The following is a 15092-nucleotide window of genomic DNA, read 5'->3' on the forward strand; positions in this document are numbered from 1 at the left end:
AATAATAAATAATTACTCGATTTCAATCTTATCTTCGCCATCGATTTCTTTCATCGAAACCTTAATTTTTTCTTTTTGAGAGGTTGGAATATTTTTACCAACAAAATCTGCTCTAATTGGTAATTCACGATGCCCACGATCAACTAGGACAGCTAGTGAAATTTTCTTAGGACGACCGGCACTCATCAAAGCATCCATCGCTGCACGAATCGTTCTACCAGTATAAAGTACATCATCAGTCAAAATAATATGCTTGTTGTTGATATCAATATCTAAAGGTTCAGTTTTCACTTTAGAAATATCCTTTTCTTCGTGAGTTTTGTCATCACGATAAGGAGTAATATCTAGTTCAGCAACTGGGATAGAAATGTTTTCTAATTGCTTCAAACGTGACTCAATTCGGTGTGCTACAAAGACACCGCGAGTTTTAATTCCAACTAATACTAAATCATCAATTCCTTTGTTTCTTTCAATAATTTCATACGTAATTCTGGTCAAAGCACGTGTCATTGTTTGACCGTCAATAATTTCTTTAGCCATCTTTCTCCCTCTTTCAAAAAAGCACTCACAAAGAATGTGAGTGCTTCATTTTATTTTATAATCGCACACAATCCTATTTGTAGATTATAGCACGACTTAATGTTCTGTACGTAATTGCTTGAGTGTCTCAAGGAAAATTTTTGGTGGTTCAACCGAGAACTCCATCCATTCATGTGTCCTTGGATGCTCAAATCCGAGCGTCTTTGCATGTAAGAATTGTCCATTACCTTCCAAGGTATTTTTGGGACCATACAAAGGATCTCCGGCCACTGGGTGACCGATGTATTGCATGTGAACTCTGATTTGATGAGTCCGACCAGTTTCCAGTTTTAATTTTAATAAGGAATAATTTTCGAATTGTTCTAAGACTTCAAAGTGAGTCACCGCGTGGCGACCATTTTCAATCACTGCCTGTTTCTTACGGTCAACTTTTGATCTGCCAAGTGGGGCATTGATTTTGCCAGTTTTCTCTTTAAAGTTTCCGTGAACGATTGCTAAATATTCCCGCAAATTACTTTTTTCCTTCAATTGTTTCATCAACGATTGCTTAGCTAAATTATTTTTAGCAACCATTAACAAACCTGAAGTATCTTTATCGATTCGGTGGACGATACCCGGTCTGATCACATCATCATCGTTAATTTGACAATGATACAAAATAGCGTTGACTAAGGTTTTATCAGGATGACCCGCTGCAGGATGAACAACCATCCCTTGAGGTTTATTGACAACTAAAACATCTTGATCTTCATAGACCACATCTAATGGGATATTTTCTGCGACTGCTTCAATCGGCTGTTCTTCAGGAATAGTGACTGAAATTTTATCACCGTTGACAATTTTGTAACCAGTCTTAGCAACAGCTTGCCCGTTCACTAAGATATTTTCATCCTTAATCAATTTCTGAATTTGAGAACGAGTTAAATCGTCTATCTCATCATTTAAATATGCATCTAAACGCATTTTCTTTGGTTCATTATATTCTAAATCAAAAGACTTACTTATTATTTTTCTCACCTGCTAATTGGATTATCAATGACACAACTATTAATATTACACCAACGGTAATGTAAGTGTCCGCTAAATTAAAAATTGGGAAATTCATAAAGTCTAAATTAAACATATCAACCACAAAATGTCTAGTAAAACGGTCAATTGCGTTACCGATAGTTCCTGCCAATAGGAAAATCAAGGCGAAACGATATAAGTATTCTTTTTGATCAGCTTTAACGAATAAGTAAACTAAAACAACTACAGCGACAATCGTAACGAGATAGAAGAACATCATCTTCCCTTCTAGCATACTCCAGGCTGCACCTGTATTAGTGATATGTGTAATGGACAAGAGCCCAGGAATGAACTCGTGAACACTCATTGGTGCGATAGAACTTGTGACATAAGCTTTTAAGCTTTGATCTCCAACAACCAAAACAAGGGCTAATAGCCAGTAGATCAACTGCACTAGAACAATCCTCCGATTGTACCTTCATTATCAACGTCCATATTTAAGGCCGCTGGTTTCTTAGGCAAACCGGGCATAGTCATGATATTACCTGTCAAAACTACGACAAATCCGGCCCCAAGTTTTGGAACAACTTCAGAAACGTGCAAGGTGAAATCTTTAGGACTGCCGAGTTTCTTAGGGTCATCACTCAATGAATATTGAGTTTTAGCGATACAAACTGGTAAATCGTCCCAAGCATTATCTTTGAGAGTTTGCAATTGTGATTTAGCTTTCTTACTGTATTCAACGTTATTAGCACCGTAAACTTCAGACGCAATCGTAGCAATTTTACTCTCAGTTGTTTCTTCATCTTCATACAAGCGTGTGTAATTAGCTTCTTTTTCAGTAGCTTTAACGACAGCTTTAGCTAAAGCTTGACCGCCTTTACTACCATTGTGATGAATTTCAGCTAATTCAACATCAACACCGACTTCGTCACAAAGACTAGTCAATAATTTGATTTCATTATCGGTATCTGTTGCAAATTTGTTAATGGCTACGACTACTGGAACGTGGTAATAACGCATATTGTGAATGTGACGTTTCAAATTCTTAAATCCAATATTCAAAGCATTCAAGTCTTCACTTTGAATATCTTTAAGACTTTGACCACCGTTATATTTCAAAGCTCTGATAGTGGCAACGATAACAACAGCATTAGGAGCGTGACTCAATCTTGGTGCTACGATATCCATAAACTTTTCACCACCAAGATCAGCTCCGAATCCGGCTTCTGTTACAGCATAATCACCGAGCTTCATAGCCAATTTTGTAGCTAAAATACTGTTACAACCATGAGCAATATTAGCGAAAGGACCACCGTGAATAATTGCTGGTGTGTTTTCAAGTGTTTGAACCAAATTAGGCTTCAAAGCATCTTTCAAAAGAACTGTGATAGCCCCTTCAACATGTAGATCACGAACAAAAATTGGCTTTTTATCGAAAGTATAAGCAATTAAGATGCTAGAAATTCTTTCCTTTAAGTCATCAATATCTTGAGATAAACAAAGTACCGCCATTAATTCACTAGCAACAGTAATTTCAAAATGTTCCTCGCGTGGCATTGAACTGAAAGGACCACCTAAACCGATGACTGTATTTCTCAAAGAACGATCATTAATATCTAAGGCGCGCTTCCAGACAATTCGACGAGGATCGATGTTTAAAGCATTTCCTTGGTGAATATGGTTATCGATCAAGGCAGCTAAAGTATTCACCGCACAAGTCAAGGCATGCATATCACCAGTAAAGTGTAGGTTGATATCCTCCATTGGTACTACTTGAGCATAACCGCCACCAGTAGCGCCACCTTTCATCCCCATAACTGGACCAAGGGATGGTTCACGAAGAGCTAGGACAGTCTTTTTACCGATGGATTGCAAAGAATCAGCTAAACCAATTGCAACAGTCGATTTACCTTCTCCAGCTGGAGTTGGGTTGATTGAAGTAACTAAGATAAGTTTGCCATCATCTTTTTCCATGGCTTTTCTGATACTTTGACCAGAAAACTTAGCTTTATAATGTCCATATGGTTCAATATCATCTGGTGTTAAACCAATTTTTTTGGCAATTTCGTTAATATTTTTCATATTATCATGCTCATTGATTTGAGCAATTTCGATATCACTTGGAAATGACATTGCGTTCACCTGCTTCTTTTCTAATTAATTTTAAAATACCCTTTGTGGAAGTAATCTTAAAAGGAAAATAATCATGATTACTGAAATTAAATTCCAAAGACCATTGATTATTCGCCCTTATCTTAACATCACTATTGGGAAATACACGGGTTTTGTAGTAAGGTTCCTTGATTATCACTTGATTATTTGTAAACCTCACCCACGAATTAGCTATAATATAAACTACATAGACCGCGTCCAATATCCAAATTAAAAATGGATAAACACTAAACGCCATGATCTCCAATTGTAAAATGATCCCCAAACATATGAGACTAAGCGCAACCGACCACATAATAATCCCCCATGGGCCAGCTGGTTGAACAAAATGTTTCTTTGACATAATTTCTCCTGAAAGGTTTTTAATAAATATGATTAAATTGTACACCGACGCCGGATTAAATACTAATTTAAATCTTGGTGTTGTCAGCTTTGTAATAAGAGTAAATAAAAATGATTATACCGATGCCTTGGTCAAAAATTATAATGACAACCATTATTTAGAATTTCTAGCATTAAAAATTGCCCTTGATGAAATTATAAAAAATGAATGGAATAATGAGATAATTCTAATTCACTCAGACAGTCAAATCGTTGTCGACAGTGTCGAAAAAAAATATTCAAAACATTATCAACCGATTTTAGATGAAATATTGATTGATCTAAAACAATTTCCCAGCTATTTTATCAAACATATTGCTGATAAGGAAAACGGTGAGGCTCATGCGTTAGTGCATCAAAAGATGTTAAATATTCGTAAACACAGTGGTAAGTAATACTCAAAAATCAACAATTGTGATACGATAAAAACGTTTCCAAATTTGATGAGGGGGTACTCTAATGTACTACGTTGTTATGAAAGATCGCGATATTCGTGATAATTTAGCTACAGAGCAATATCTAATGAACTACGTTAAGTTCGATGAACCACTAGTTCTTTTTTACATTGAAAAACCTTGTATCATCGTCGGTCGTAATCAGAATACGATCGAAGAAATCAATAGTGATTACATCGAGGATAATCACATTACGGTAACACGTCGAATTTCCGGTGGCGGAGCTGTTTACCAAGATCTTGGTAATCTATGTTTCAGTTTCGTGGTTGATTCAGACGACAAAAATTTTGGTGATTTCAAGTCATTCACTCAACCTATTATCGACGCTTTACACCAAATGGGTGCTACCACAGCTGAAGTTTCTGGCCGAAATGACCTCTTGGTCGATGGTAAGAAGTTCTCTGGAAATGCCATGTATTCTCGTAACGGCAAGACATTCTCCCATGGGACCTTATCACTAGATGTCGATTTAGATGTCCTTACGAAGGCTTTACACGTCCAAAAGGATAAGATTGCCTCTAAGGGGATTAAATCCATTAGAAGCCGTGTTACTAACTTACGTCCCTATCTTGCTAAGGAATATCAAAATTTAACGACTGAACAGTTCCGTGATCGTTTATTACTCGAATTATTCCATGCTGACAGTTTAGACGAGATCAAAGACCGTGAATATCAAATCACCGACAAAGACCAACAAGAAATCGATAAGATCAAACAAGACTATTACTACAATTGGGATTGGGTCTACGGCAAATCTCCTGCTTTTACAGCTAAGCAAAGAAAGCATTTTGATATGGGAACAGTTGATATTCGTTATAACATTGCCAATGGAAAAGTTGCTGACATGGAAATTTACGGTGACTTCTTTGGTATGAAAGATGTTAACGATATTAAGCAAAAGTTATTAAATATTAAATTTGACCGCGAAGATATTTTAAATGTCTTAAATCAATTTAATTTAGATGACTACTTCAAGGGTATTCCCCAAGATGAATTAACGAAATTATTTACTCCATAGAAATTATTTTAATAAAAAAGGTGGGTCGAGAAAAAATAATTCTCAACCCACCTTTTTATTTTTGGTATCATTAATCTTAATGAGGATATAAAAAATGATTAATGAAATAGTTTTAAATAAACAACACAAATTAATAGATGTTCATTCAACCAATAATCTTAACAATTCTGATCGGACTAAATTGATTGAGGATTACAGTCTAACTAATGAAATCTTAGACTACGCTGATGATGAAAATGAGCGCGCTCGTTTTGAATATGATGAATTAAGTCATACATATTTGATCGTCTACAATGTCCAAAATGAAAATAATCAAACCGATAATCTTTCACAAAGAGTCCTACCTATTTCCTTTGCAATTAAAGATAATCAGCTTTTTTTGTTTACTAATGATGCAACACACTACATTAAAGACTATGTGTTAAATGCCTTGAATCATTTTAATGAAGAGAAAGAAAATCTCTTGTGGGAATTCATTTTCTATACATTTGATCAAATTTCTAATGATTACAGCGACCAAATCAGTGAAACTGATGCCAAGAGAAATAAGATTCAAATTTCTATTAAGCACCATCGTTCATCTGAAAATTTGATCTTAGATTTAGCCGACCTGCAAGATTTAACCACTTATTTAAATACTTCCATAAGTGACAATTCCAATGTTGTCAACGAGATCGAACTCATTTCAAGTGGTAAAGTGCAGCAGTTGCATTTGACCAAATCAACTCGAGAACACTTACATGATTCCGTGATTGAAATTGAGCAAATTAAGAACCAAGTAAATTTGAGCTCGGACATAATTGACCGAATTTCTAATACTTACAATAATATTTTAAATAATCGAACAAATACGACCATGAAGGTGCTGACAGTTTACACCATCATTTTAAGCATCCCCACGATCGTATCAGGTTTTTATGGTATGAATATGAAACTTCCAATTGCTGACCAAGGCTGGTCCTGGATTTTTTCTCTAATCGTTACCATAGTTATTATTTTAATTATTTTATGGGATCTACACCGCAGAAATAGTCTCTAGTGTTTTGCCCAATATTGATAAAGGTCAGTTCTCAGTGAACCATTGTATAGTTTACGTTTTTTAGTAGCGAGTTGTCCGTAATACTTTTCAAATTCCGTATCACTAGTCAAAATGTATTTATTCCAAGTGGGGGCAGTTGAGAAAACTTCTCCCATTTCTTTATATAGTTTTCTAACACCAGCCATATCGCTCATACGTTGACCATAAGGAGGATTAGAGACGATCGTCCCAAATTCCCCTTCGATCTTCAAATCCTTGACCGCAATTTGTTTGAATTGAATGTCATGTAAGACTCCGGCGTCGTGAGCATTCAGCTTTGCAATATCGATCATTGAACCATCAATATCACTTGCATAAATGTCTAAATCTAAATCCTTTTTAACTCCTGTTTCAGCTGCTTCTTTCAAATTCTCAAGAATCTTGGGATCAAACCAATCAAAGTTTTCAAATAGAAAGTGTCTTTTGATTCCAGGTGCGATATTTTTAGCTAAGCGAGCAGCTTCAATGGCAATTGTTCCTGAACCTGTAGTTGGATCTAAAAATGGATCTTCTTCAGGATGCCAAACAGTTAGTAAAATCATTGCTGCAGCAAAATTTTCCTTCAAAGGAGCAGCACCGTGTTCAACACGGTAACCACGTTTATAAAGTGAGTCACCAGTAGTGTCTAAAGTGACTTCAACCATATCTTTATGAATTCGAGTTTCAATTTGAAATTTTGCGCCTGTTTCTGGCAAGCGACCACGACGCATGAAGACGTCAGCCATCTTATTGACGATGGCTTTTTTAGTAATAGCTTGAATGTCACGTTCTGAATGCAATTTTGACTTAACAGTTCTAGCTTTGATTGGAAAAGCTGCATTGAGTGGCAACCAATTGTCCCAATCAATGGCATAAACTTTATCAAATAGTTCCTCAAAACTAGTAGCTTTAAAAGTGCCAATCAAAATTTTGATTCGATCAGCACTTCTAAGCCAGAGATTAGTCTTAGCAATATCTTCATTCTCGCCATCAAAATAGACTTTCCCATTTTCGGTCTTTGTCTGGTATCCCAAATCTTGTAATTCTTTTGCGGTTACAGATTCAAAGCCGCTTGACATAGTCGCAATTAATTTCATATTGACCTCTTCTTTAATTTTTTGTATAAAAAAAGGACGAACAAGTCGTCCCTTCGCCTTAGTAAATTCCTATAAGCCACGTTTTGTTCATGCACTAGACTGGCAATCTAGTGCAGTCAGTAATCATCTATCTACAATTAAGCCTTCACAGTAGATTCATTTCTCGTTATGAAGCGCCCCTACCAAAGTTTGGGTTGCCAGCTTGCGGGGTTTACCGCGTTCCATCATTGTAATTTCTTACAACACTGCGTCTCTGTGGCACTTTCAAGCTATTCACACATAGTTAAAAACCTTAGTGCTTTCACTGCCGTTACCCGAAGGTACCTTGGCTTATTGGGCCAAGCACAAACACTGCAAGCATCTCAGCTCGCGCTGGCGTGGACTTTCCTCAGCCTAGATAACTAGACCGCGATTACTCGTAATTTACCAACTCGACTAGTATACACTAAAACCTATTAAAATTTCCACCATTATTTTGATTTCCATTAAAATTATTTTGATTTTGTCCGTTATTGTTGTTCATTGGACGATTATTTGAAAAACCATTTTGGTTGAAATTGCTATTCATACCAGGATTGATCTCAGTATGACCGCTCTCTACTCCATCATGATTATTCATATTATTAGGAACTACAGCAGAAGCAAATTGCTTAGGACCATTGTTTTCTGGTACGCCATTCGCAAAGTCATGACCAAAGACACGTTTTTCAAGATTTGACAAACGTCTCAAAATATCGTAATTTGTTGAAGCCTCAGCAACTGAGCTAGAAACAGGTTTTTGTTGTGGAGCTTGTGGTCTTCTACCATGCATCTGTTGAGGACCATTGTTACCACGATTTTGTAGCAAACTTTCGTTTTCAGCTTTTAATTGACTGATCTCATTTGCAAAAGTTTCATAATCTTTGATGATTCCATCTAAGAATTGGTCAACCTCATTAGGATCATAGCCGCGCATCTTTGTTTTGAATTCCTTTTGCAGAATATCATTTGGCTGATAATTCAATGCGAAGTCATTTCCATTGTTGTTATTGCCGTTTTGGTTCATTCCATTCATATTATTCATTATTAAACACCCCAGTGAAAATTTTATTCTTTAAAAAGGTGGAGCTTAATCATTTAACATATTAGCAAAATCCTGCATGGAATCAAAATCAATTAGTTCTAATTGATAATCGACGCCACGATCTTGATAAGACTTAATTGCTTCAAAGTCGTACTTAGGCTTACCACCACTATCTGGATCGTAAAAAATTACAGCTCCGTTAGTATGCTTTAACATAAAACTCTGCCATACTTTTAATTGTCTACTAGAATGATAACTCATATTGGAAACTTTGTTGACATAGTCGGCGTTTCTTAAAAAATTTTTTAGTAATAGCTGATTTGTCTCATTCCATTTATTACCAAATTCTGCATAAGGTAACATCACTGCATGTCTAATATTATAGCCTTTTTTCTTAACTTCTTGTATAGCTTTGCCGACAATTTGTTCAGTTCCTAATTGAGCGCCAGTAATTATCCATTCTGTACCATTTTCTACGTAATTAATTATTCTTTCTTGAAAAAACTCTTGAATTACTTTTGCTTTTGGGTCATTATCTTTAAAAATACCTAACTCATAAGAACGATAACCAGTCACCCATATATTTTTAAGCATAAAAAATCTCCCCTAATTAATATCTTTGCCATCATGGTATAATTTGCACAGTAGGAGTTGATATTTTGGAAATAAACTACCCCGATGGTCGAATCTTTAATAATCAGCCATCAAAATCTTCACTGCATACGACGAACGCCAAAAAGAAATTGATCTTTGGTGATCGTGGTATGACGCTTGAGGAAGAAATTAATGAAAGTAATAAATATTATCGTGCACACGATATAGCGGTAATATATAAGAAACCAACACCAATTCAAATCGTAAAAGTTGATTATCCTAAAAGAAGTCGTGCTGTCATTCGTGAAGCATACTTCCGACAGGCATCAACTACCGATTACAATGGTGTATACAATGGTTACTATGTTGATTTCGAAGCAAAGGAAACGAAGAATAAAAATACCTTTCCTTTAAAGAACTTTCACCAACATCAAATTGACCATCTAAAAATGTGTCAAAAACAAGGTGGTATCTGCTTCGTTATTATAAAATACGTCGAATTAAAACGCTATTTTGTAATGCCTGCGGATGAAATCTTCATTCATTGGGATGCTCAATTCGACGGAGCTAAATCAATTCAATTAAAAGACATTGAAAAAAGCTCTATCGAAATCAAAGCAGATTATAATCCTACTTTACCTTATATTAATGCTGTTCAACAGTTAATCGAAAGTGGGAAGGAGAAAAAATGAAGAAAAAGAATACTAGTGTGTTAACATTCAAAAATATTCTGAAATGGTTTGCAGCAATTATTGCTGTTTTAGCAGGAATATTCTTGTTCATTTTCGTCTATTATGCATTCAGTGCTCCTTCAATTAGTCAAGAGAATCTCCAAAGTGGTGGTTCTTCAACTATTGTTGATTCAACTGGTAAGCAAATAGCATCTTTGGGGGATAATAAAAGAAATTACATCACGATCGACAAGGTTCCCCAACAGATGGAAGATGCGGTCGTTTCAATTGAGGATAAGAACTTTTACAATGAACCATTAGGGATTGACCCCGTCAGAATCGTTAAATCAGCTTTTAACAATATTACTAAGGGAACTTTGCAAGGTGGAAGTACGTTAACTCAGCAATTAGTCAAGTTAACCGTCTTCTCGACTGAAACAAAGGACCAAACTTTCAAACGTAAAATGCAGGAAGCTTGGTTGGCCATGCGTGTCAGTCAAAAATTCTCTAAGCAGCAAATCCTTGAATTTTACATGAATAAAGTTTATTTAAATAATGGTATTTATGGTATCGAAACTGGTGCTAAATACTATTATGGCAAGAGTCTTGATAAATTAAGTTTAGCACAAATGGCCATGCTAGCTGGCTTGCCAAATGCACCAAGTAACTACGATCCATATACTCACCCTGAAGCTTCTAAAAATCGTCGTGATTTGGTGATTCGGGCAATGTATGACAATAATAAAATCACTAAAGCCCAAGCTGAAGAAGCTATCAACACGCCTATTTCATCAGGATTACAGCCCTATAAGAAAGTAAGTAACAGCAATAATCAAAAACGGATCATCGCTGACCCATACATTAAGGAAGCAATCACTGAAGTTAAGAAAAAAGGCTTCGATCCTTATCGTGACAACTTGAAGATTACCGTTAATATGGACTATGCAGCTCAAAAACGTCTTTACAATATCGTTAATTCTTCTAATTACGTTTCATTCCCTGACTCAAAATTACAAGTTGGGGCAACTGTCGTAAATCCTAACAATGGTAAAGTTGTAGCGATGATTGGTGGTAGAAATTTAGGTGACGTTCAATTTGGTTTGAACCGTGCGGTTCAAACTGGTCGTAGTAATGGTTCAACTATGAAGCCCCTACTCGACTACGCTCCCGCAATTGAAAACCTCAATTGGTCCACTTACCATCAATTGGAAGATACCGAATATACTTATGCCGGAACTAATATTCAATTAAAAGACTGGGATGAACAATATGAAGGTCAAATGAGTATGAGAAAGGCCTTAGTAAATTCCAGAAATATTCCAGCTATTAGAACTTTGGAAGCAGTCGGCTTATCTAACGCCAAAAAGTTCGTCAAGAGATTAGGTATTACAATTACTGAGGACGGCTTATCAGTCGGTATTGGTGGTAACGTGTCATCTCTTCAAGGTGCTTCAGCCTATGCTGCTTTTGCCAATGGTGGAACTTATTACAAACCTTATTACGTATCTAAAATCGAAACTGCTGATGGGATCACGCATACTTATAGTAAAACTGGTAAGACAGCAATGAAAGATTCAACAGCCTATATGATCACAGATATGCTCAAAGGTGTACCAACAAGTTACGCAACTTATGCAAATATCTCAGGTTTAAACCAAGCTGGTAAAACAGGTACAACCAACTACAGTTCTGAATCAATTGCTCAAAATTCTGCATTAAGTGGAACTGCTAAGGACTCATGGTATAACGGATATACCAAGAACTATTCAATCAGTGTTTGGACAGGATACGATTCTCCAAATCAAAATGGTATCTCCTCTACTTACCAAAGTGTTGCTGGTAAAATTTATAAAGCTGAAATGAGTTATTTGGCGGAAAATACAAACAGCAATCCTAAGTGGAAGAAACCAAGTTCCGTTGTGATGAGAAGAATCGTAAGTAACGGTTCAGAAACACCTGAAGTCTTAAAACCAGGTAGTTCACAAAGTTATACTAAAGAATTATTCGTTAAAGGCCATGCCCCATCAAGTTCGTATAAAGAATCAGATTACACTTCATCAAGCTCGACACACTCAAGCAGCAACGAAGTAACATCAAACAATCACTCAAGTAGTTCATCTGAATCTACTGATTCAGAAAATGACAATACTGAGCAAAATAGCACTGATAGCGATAACAACACTAACTCTGATAATACGACAACTGATCAAACGAATACTGATACAAATTCAACTGATCAGAATAATACGAATAACAATAATAATACCAACGATACAAACACTAATAACAATAATAATTCTAATGGTGGTACTACCGATTCAAATACTGGAGGTACAACTGGAAATACCAACGATAATAATTCTAATTCCGGTGGTACTGATAGCAATACTGGTGGTACAACTAATAGCGGATCAACTACGAATAGTGGTGCAACAACTAATGGTTCCTCCACTTCTTCTGGTAGTGTGACACAAGCTCAACAATAGTTTCTATATAAAAAGCATGACGAAAATCTCGTCATGCTTTTTTATTTATATCAGACAATCCGTCTGGTAATAAAAATTATTAAGGATGTTATACTGAAACCGGATTCAATAATAAGAAAAGAGGTTCATTCATTTATGAATGGTAAAGTTGCTGTTTTAACAAAAACAAATGATATAGAGGTTAAAAACTTACCTATTCCAGATATTACCGATGACGAAATGTTAGTAAAAGTTGAAGGATGTGGCATTTGTGGAACCGACGTTTTTGAGTACAAGAGCGACCCATTCAAATACATTCCAGTAAATTTAGGACACGAAGGTACTGGTGAAATTGTCAAAATGGGCAAAAATATCAAAACTGATTGGACTGGTAAGAAATTATCAGTTGGTGATAAAATAGTTTGCGGTCCATCTGCTAATGGTGATATTTATGGTTTAATGGGCGGTGAAAAACACTATTTCAATGGTTGGTTGTCTGATTATATGGTAATTAATCCAAATAGTGTTGTTTTTAATGTTTCTGATATGCCTCTAGATTTAAGAATTTTGATTGAACCAGCGGCTGTCAGTTCACACGCAGTTGCTAAATCCAAGGAGATTTATACTTTTAAGCATGGTTCCTCCGTAGCAGTTCAAGGTGTTGGACCTATTGGGTTAATGGTTGTTGCTCAAATGAAGACACTTGGGATTCATCAAATCATTGCCATTGACAGCAATTCTGACCGTTTGAAACTAGCAGCAAAAATCGGTGCTACTGATACAGTTAACATCAAAGATGGAGATCCTATCGAGGAAGTAAAAAGTTTAACAAACAATAAAGGTGTTAACTTCGCCTTTCAATGTACTGGCTCAACACAAGGGGCAAGCACAATTTGGAATTTCTTGACCGATCATGGTGGAATCTGTGAAGTCGGTTTCTTTGTAGATAACGGCAAGGCTAGTTATAATCCCCATTTCAATATTTGTATGCCTGAAACTAAAGTAACTGGATCATGGGCCTATGTTCCAGAAGATTGGGTCGAAGCAACACAATTTTTAAGAGAAACTCAAAAAGAAGGAATTGATATGACCCAATTGATAACAAACGCTTATCCAATTGATCAATTGAACGAAGCGATGGCTAAAAATATTAGTGGCACAGGCGTTAAAGTAGTTTATAAGAATAACGATTAATTTTTTAAGTAAAGAAATGCAAATAAGGTCCAGAAATCAAATTGGTTTCTAGACCTCATTTTTATCTAAGATTTTAATAATATTTTAAACAGTACCTTCAGCTTCACCAATCTTTTCAATCTTCTTACCAAAGCGACTGATAATCAAAATTACAAAGACTGCAGTTGAAAGAATAGCACCGGCAATGAACGATTGTTCACCAGCTGAAACGTGTAGCAATGAAATAATCATTGGTGCAAACATTCCGGCAACGGATGATACAAAAGTATTCATCGCAATAGCAACGGTAAATTCTTTTTCATTTGTTAGAACTGATAATTCATAAGGAATTGTAGCATTAACTAAAACAATACCAACACCAGAGAACATGTTACCTAAAATGTGAAGTACGATATTATTTGTGAATAGCACTAGAACAAAGGATAAGACAAAAGCAACAAAGCCCCAAGCAATTGTATTAGTTTTTGTGATTTTACGAATATATTTAATCAATACCGCAGCGATGATACCGCCAATATTACCAATAGCAGTAACCATAGCAACGTATGCAGTACCTTGACCTTTACCTGCAAGAACGATTGATTGATTTGTCATGAAAATCATCATACATAGTGATAAAACAAAACTGATAATCAAAATTAAGTAAACGTGTTTATCTAATGAACTAATGATACTCTTGAAATTAGTCTTTTCTGACTTGTCATTACCTTGTTTAGCAAGTTTGACATCTTGTGGAACTAGGAAAAATACCATTAAGAAAATAACGATCGTCAAAGCATAGATCCAGAAAAGATTGTGCCAATCAGTAGCACCTAAAGCACCGCCTAAGGCTGTAAAGACCATCATACCAATGTTGTTAGCACCAACAGACCAACCCATGGCAGTGGCACGTTCTTCACCGTCAAAATTGATTTGTAGTAAGACCGGTGCAACGTTACTAATAAGACCAGTACCAAAACCAACTAAGATCATACATGCCAAAATTAGATTTAAGCTACTTGAATAGAAAACTGGTAACAATCCGGCAACACCAACGACTGCGACGGCTAGCAAACCAAGATTTTTTCTAGTCAATTTAAATGCTAAATAACTGAAAATAATTGTGGCAATCAATTGACCAAACTGTGGAATTGAACCAATCATTTGAACTTTTGAGATTGGTTCTTTGGGGAATGATTTCGCTATAGCTGCAATGGCAGCACTAACTGCTGAAGTTGACATCAACAGTAAATTCATACTTAAAATACCAAGAACTAATGGGATTTTCTTTTTATTCATGTTGTAACCTCCAAATATGTTTACGCTTTCATTTACAAATTAATCATATTCTGAAGATCACCTTAGGGCTATATGCAAAGACAAGCTAATCTATGT

Annotated in this window: 14 protein-coding genes, 1 other RNA gene and 1 pseudogene; 6 read left to right on the forward strand and 10 right to left on the reverse strand. The window is 35.8% G+C overall.

Going from position 1 to position 15092, the window contains the following annotated elements; translation table 11 throughout:
• Positions 1 to 12: 12 nt before the first annotated feature.
• The 5 genes from pyrR to U8521_RS00395 all read right to left on the reverse strand — a co-directional run bounded on the left by pyrR (position 13) and on the right by U8521_RS00395 (position 4066).
• Positions 13 to 540, reverse strand: a complete 528-nt coding sequence (gene pyrR, locus U8521_RS00375) for a bifunctional pyr operon transcriptional regulator/uracil phosphoribosyltransferase PyrR (protein ID WP_135371387.1) — start codon at positions 538 to 540, stop codon at positions 13 to 15.
• 96 nt (positions 541 to 636) lie between these two features.
• A complete protein-coding gene (locus U8521_RS00380; RefSeq protein WP_334332745.1) occupies positions 637 to 1545 on the reverse strand; it encodes an RluA family pseudouridine synthase in 909 nt (302 codons plus the stop codon).
• Positions 1538 to 2002: a signal peptidase II gene (gene lspA / locus U8521_RS00385; protein WP_334332446.1), complete on the reverse strand. Its 465-nt coding sequence runs from the start codon at positions 2000 to 2002 to the stop codon at positions 1538 to 1540. Before lspA ends, U8521_RS00380 begins: the two co-directional genes overlap by 8 nt.
• On the reverse strand, positions 2002 to 3684 hold the full coding sequence (locus U8521_RS00390; RefSeq protein WP_334351495.1) for a formate--tetrahydrofolate ligase: 1683 nt from the start codon (positions 3682 to 3684) through the stop codon (positions 2002 to 2004). The genes lspA and U8521_RS00390 overlap by 1 nt, the downstream gene beginning before the upstream one ends.
• The gene (locus U8521_RS00395) at positions 3668 to 4066 is read right to left on the reverse strand and encodes an EbsA family protein (protein WP_334332444.1); all 399 of its coding nucleotides are present in this window, start codon (positions 4064 to 4066) and stop codon (positions 3668 to 3670) included. The genes U8521_RS00390 and U8521_RS00395 overlap by 17 nt, the downstream gene beginning before the upstream one ends.
• 28 nt (positions 4067 to 4094) lie before the next feature.
• On the opposite strand from U8521_RS00395, the gene U8521_RS00400 reads away from it, so the two are divergent.
• The 3 genes from U8521_RS00400 (at position 4095) to U8521_RS00410 (ending at position 6616) form a co-directional block, all read left to right on the forward strand.
• Positions 4095 to 4499, forward strand: a complete 405-nt coding sequence (locus tag U8521_RS00400) for a reverse transcriptase-like protein (RefSeq protein ID WP_334332443.1) — start codon at positions 4095 to 4097, stop codon at positions 4497 to 4499.
• A 64-nt stretch (positions 4500 to 4563) separates the two neighbouring features.
• The gene (gene lplA, locus U8521_RS00405) at positions 4564 to 5577 is read left to right on the forward strand and encodes a lipoate--protein ligase (RefSeq protein ID WP_334351496.1); all 1014 of its coding nucleotides are present in this window, start codon (positions 4564 to 4566) and stop codon (positions 5575 to 5577) included.
• 94 nt (positions 5578 to 5671) lie between these two features.
• Entirely contained in the window at positions 5672 to 6616 is a 945-nt protein-coding gene (locus U8521_RS00410; protein ID WP_334332441.1) for a magnesium transporter CorA family protein, read from the forward strand.
• Here the strand turns inward: U8521_RS00410 and U8521_RS00415 are convergent.
• The 4 genes and pseudogenes from U8521_RS00415 to U8521_RS00430 all read right to left on the reverse strand — a co-directional run bounded on the left by U8521_RS00415 (position 6613) and on the right by U8521_RS00430 (position 9388).
• A complete protein-coding gene (locus U8521_RS00415) occupies positions 6613 to 7731 on the reverse strand; it encodes a THUMP domain-containing class I SAM-dependent RNA methyltransferase (RefSeq protein WP_334351497.1) in 1119 nt (372 codons plus the stop codon). The two genes, U8521_RS00410 and U8521_RS00415, sit on opposite strands and share 4 nt — an antisense overlap.
• A gap of 67 nt (positions 7732 to 7798) precedes the next feature.
• Positions 7799 to 8155: RNase P RNA component class B (gene rnpB, locus U8521_RS00420), an RNA gene on the reverse strand.
• Positions 8156 to 8335: 180 nt separating this feature from the next.
• A pseudogene (gpsB, locus tag U8521_RS00425) lies at positions 8336 to 8776 on the reverse strand (cell division regulator GpsB); the annotation flags it as partial.
• Positions 8777 to 8839: 63 nt separating this feature from the next.
• Entirely contained in the window at positions 8840 to 9388 is a 549-nt protein-coding gene (locus U8521_RS00430) for an SLOG family protein (RefSeq protein WP_334332438.1), read from the reverse strand.
• A 65-nt stretch (positions 9389 to 9453) separates the two neighbouring features.
• Between U8521_RS00430 and recU the strand changes: the two genes are divergently transcribed.
• From recU to U8521_RS00445, 3 genes are all read left to right on the forward strand, one after another.
• The gene (recU, locus tag U8521_RS00435; protein WP_334332437.1) at positions 9454 to 10080 is read left to right on the forward strand and encodes a Holliday junction resolvase RecU; all 627 of its coding nucleotides are present in this window, start codon (positions 9454 to 9456) and stop codon (positions 10078 to 10080) included.
• Complete coding sequence (locus tag U8521_RS00440; protein ID WP_334351498.1) at positions 10077 to 12545, forward strand: transglycosylase domain-containing protein; 2469 nt, start codon at positions 10077 to 10079, stop codon at positions 12543 to 12545. Before recU ends, U8521_RS00440 begins: the two co-directional genes overlap by 4 nt.
• A gap of 135 nt (positions 12546 to 12680) precedes the next feature.
• Positions 12681 to 13718 carry a zinc-dependent alcohol dehydrogenase gene (locus U8521_RS00445; RefSeq protein ID WP_334351499.1) on the forward strand — a complete coding sequence of 346 codons (1038 nt, stop codon included), beginning with the start codon at positions 12681 to 12683 and terminating at the stop codon, positions 13716 to 13718.
• An 84-nt stretch (positions 13719 to 13802) separates the two neighbouring features.
• Here the strand turns inward: U8521_RS00445 and U8521_RS00450 are convergent, their stop codons facing one another.
• Complete coding sequence (locus tag U8521_RS00450; RefSeq protein WP_334351500.1) at positions 13803 to 14996, reverse strand: MFS transporter; 1194 nt, start codon at positions 14994 to 14996, stop codon at positions 13803 to 13805.
• Positions 14997 to 15092 lie beyond the last annotated feature (96 nt).

Source organism: Companilactobacillus miaonis, from assembly GCF_036913615.1.
In the GTDB taxonomy this organism is placed as follows: Bacteria; Bacillota; Bacilli; order Lactobacillales; family Lactobacillaceae; genus Companilactobacillus.